The following is a 1,301-nucleotide window of genomic DNA, read 5'->3' as shown; positions in this document are numbered from 1 at the left end:
AAAAAAAGACACGCAACCCCGTCATTCTTTTATACTTGAATTGTCCAGAAACAAGCAAAAAGAATGGAGTTGCGTGTACTATGAATTCTATCATGAATATCCCAGGATTAAAAGACTGTCAGGTGATAAAAATGGAGGAGCGTAAAGGTGAAATCTTCCTCTATGTGGAAATGGAGCGAAAGCCTCACCCTTGTCCTGACTGTGGTCAGCTCACCAACAAAGTTCATGATTATCGATGGCAAAAAGTTCAACATTTAAAATGGTTTGAACGGATGACGTATATTTGGTATAAACGTCGTCGATATGCCTGTGCTTGCGGAAAACGCTTTTCCGAAAAGAATACGTTTGTCAAACGATATCAACGAACATCGATTGAATGGAATCAGGCCGTGTCCGTATGCGCTATTAAGGGAAAGACATTTAAGGAAGTAGGGGATGTTTACGGAACCTCATCCACGACCATTATGAGGCGATTTGATCAAATCGCTCAAACGGAAGTCAAGCAAGTAGAGTCACTACCCCGAGTGATTGCGATTGATGAATATAAAGGAGATACAAGAGAAGGAAAGTATCAACTCATCATCGCCGATGGGATCACTAAGCAACCCCTAGACATCCTACCGAACCGAAATAAAAAGACGATAAAAGACTACCTTCAAAGGTATGGTCACCACGTTCAAGTGGTGATTATGGATATGAGTCCTTCTTTTAAGGCAGCCGTTCGTTCGGCCCTAGGTAACCCAGTGATTGTGGCGGATCGTTTTCATTTTTGTCGTTATATTTATTGGGGGATTGATCGAGTTCGCAGGCGTATTCAGCAGCAGTTTCACGACTATGACCGTAAAAAGTGCAAAAGAAAAAGGTACATTTTTTATAAACCTCAAAACACTTTAACTGAAGACGATCAGTGGCATTTAGAACGCTATTTGAATATGTCGGAAGAGCTAAAAAAAGCCTATGAACTAAAAGAACGTTATCAAGTATGGTTTAACCGAGCGAAAGAAATCGGTCAAGAAAAGATTAAAGAGGTAAAAAAAGAGCTGGAAGCATTTTATCAAGTAGTAGAGGAATCAGGAATTCCAGAGATGAAACAAGCGATAGAAACGTTTCGAAATTGGCAAGTAGAAATCCTGAATAGCTTTGTGTATGGTCATTCCAATGGCTTTTTGGAAGGAATTAATAATACCACAAAAGTCATCAAGCGAAACGGCTATGGATATAAAAACTTCAAGAGATTTCGAGCAAGAATCTTATTGAGACATCAGTATAAAGGAATGGGTCTACATATAGGATAGGGGTGG

1 protein-coding gene is annotated in these 1,301 nt (G+C 39.7%); it reads left to right on the top strand.

The window, feature by feature from the left end:
* Positions 1–80 precede the first annotated feature (80 nt).
* Entirely contained in the window at positions 81–1,295 is a 1,215-nt protein-coding gene (locus OEV82_RS16055) for an ISL3 family transposase (RefSeq protein WP_263062442.1), read from the top strand.
* The last annotated feature ends 6 nt before the right edge of the window (positions 1,296–1,301 follow it).

Origin of the sequence: Pallidibacillus thermolactis (genome assembly GCF_025660415.1) — a bacterium.
GTDB lineage: Bacteria > Bacillota > Bacilli > Bacillales > Caldibacillaceae > Pallidibacillus > Pallidibacillus thermolactis.
The sequence above is the reverse complement of the archived record's forward strand: the minus strand, read 5'-3'. Positions and strand labels throughout refer to the sequence as shown.